Here is a 216-nt window from a genome sequence, read left to right as displayed (position 1 = left end):
CTTCTCCCCGGGGCGCACCAGCACCCGGTCGCCGACGATCAGCTGCGAGACCGGGACCAACTGTTCCACGCCGCCGATCAAGCGGGTGGCGTCCTTCGCACCGAGATGCAGCAACGCGCGGAGCGCCTCAGAGGAGGATTTCTTGGCGCGGGCTTCCGCGTATCGGCCGGCGAGGATGAACACCGTGACGAGGGCGGCGACTTCGAGGTAGATCTC

Annotated in this window: 1 protein-coding gene; it reads right to left on the bottom strand. The window is 67.6% G+C overall.

The genetic code is table 11. The features are described from left to right. Window positions 1–216 (bottom strand): hypothetical protein (locus tag ACLQ2Q_RS22255; protein ID WP_425824093.1); only part of this gene is annotated, 216 nt, incomplete at both ends.

The organism is Microbacterium sp. DT81.1 (assembly GCF_049844955.1).
Lineage (GTDB): Bacteria > Actinomycetota > Actinomycetes > Actinomycetales > Microbacteriaceae > Microbacterium.
This window is presented reverse-complemented; position numbering and strand designations above follow the sequence as displayed.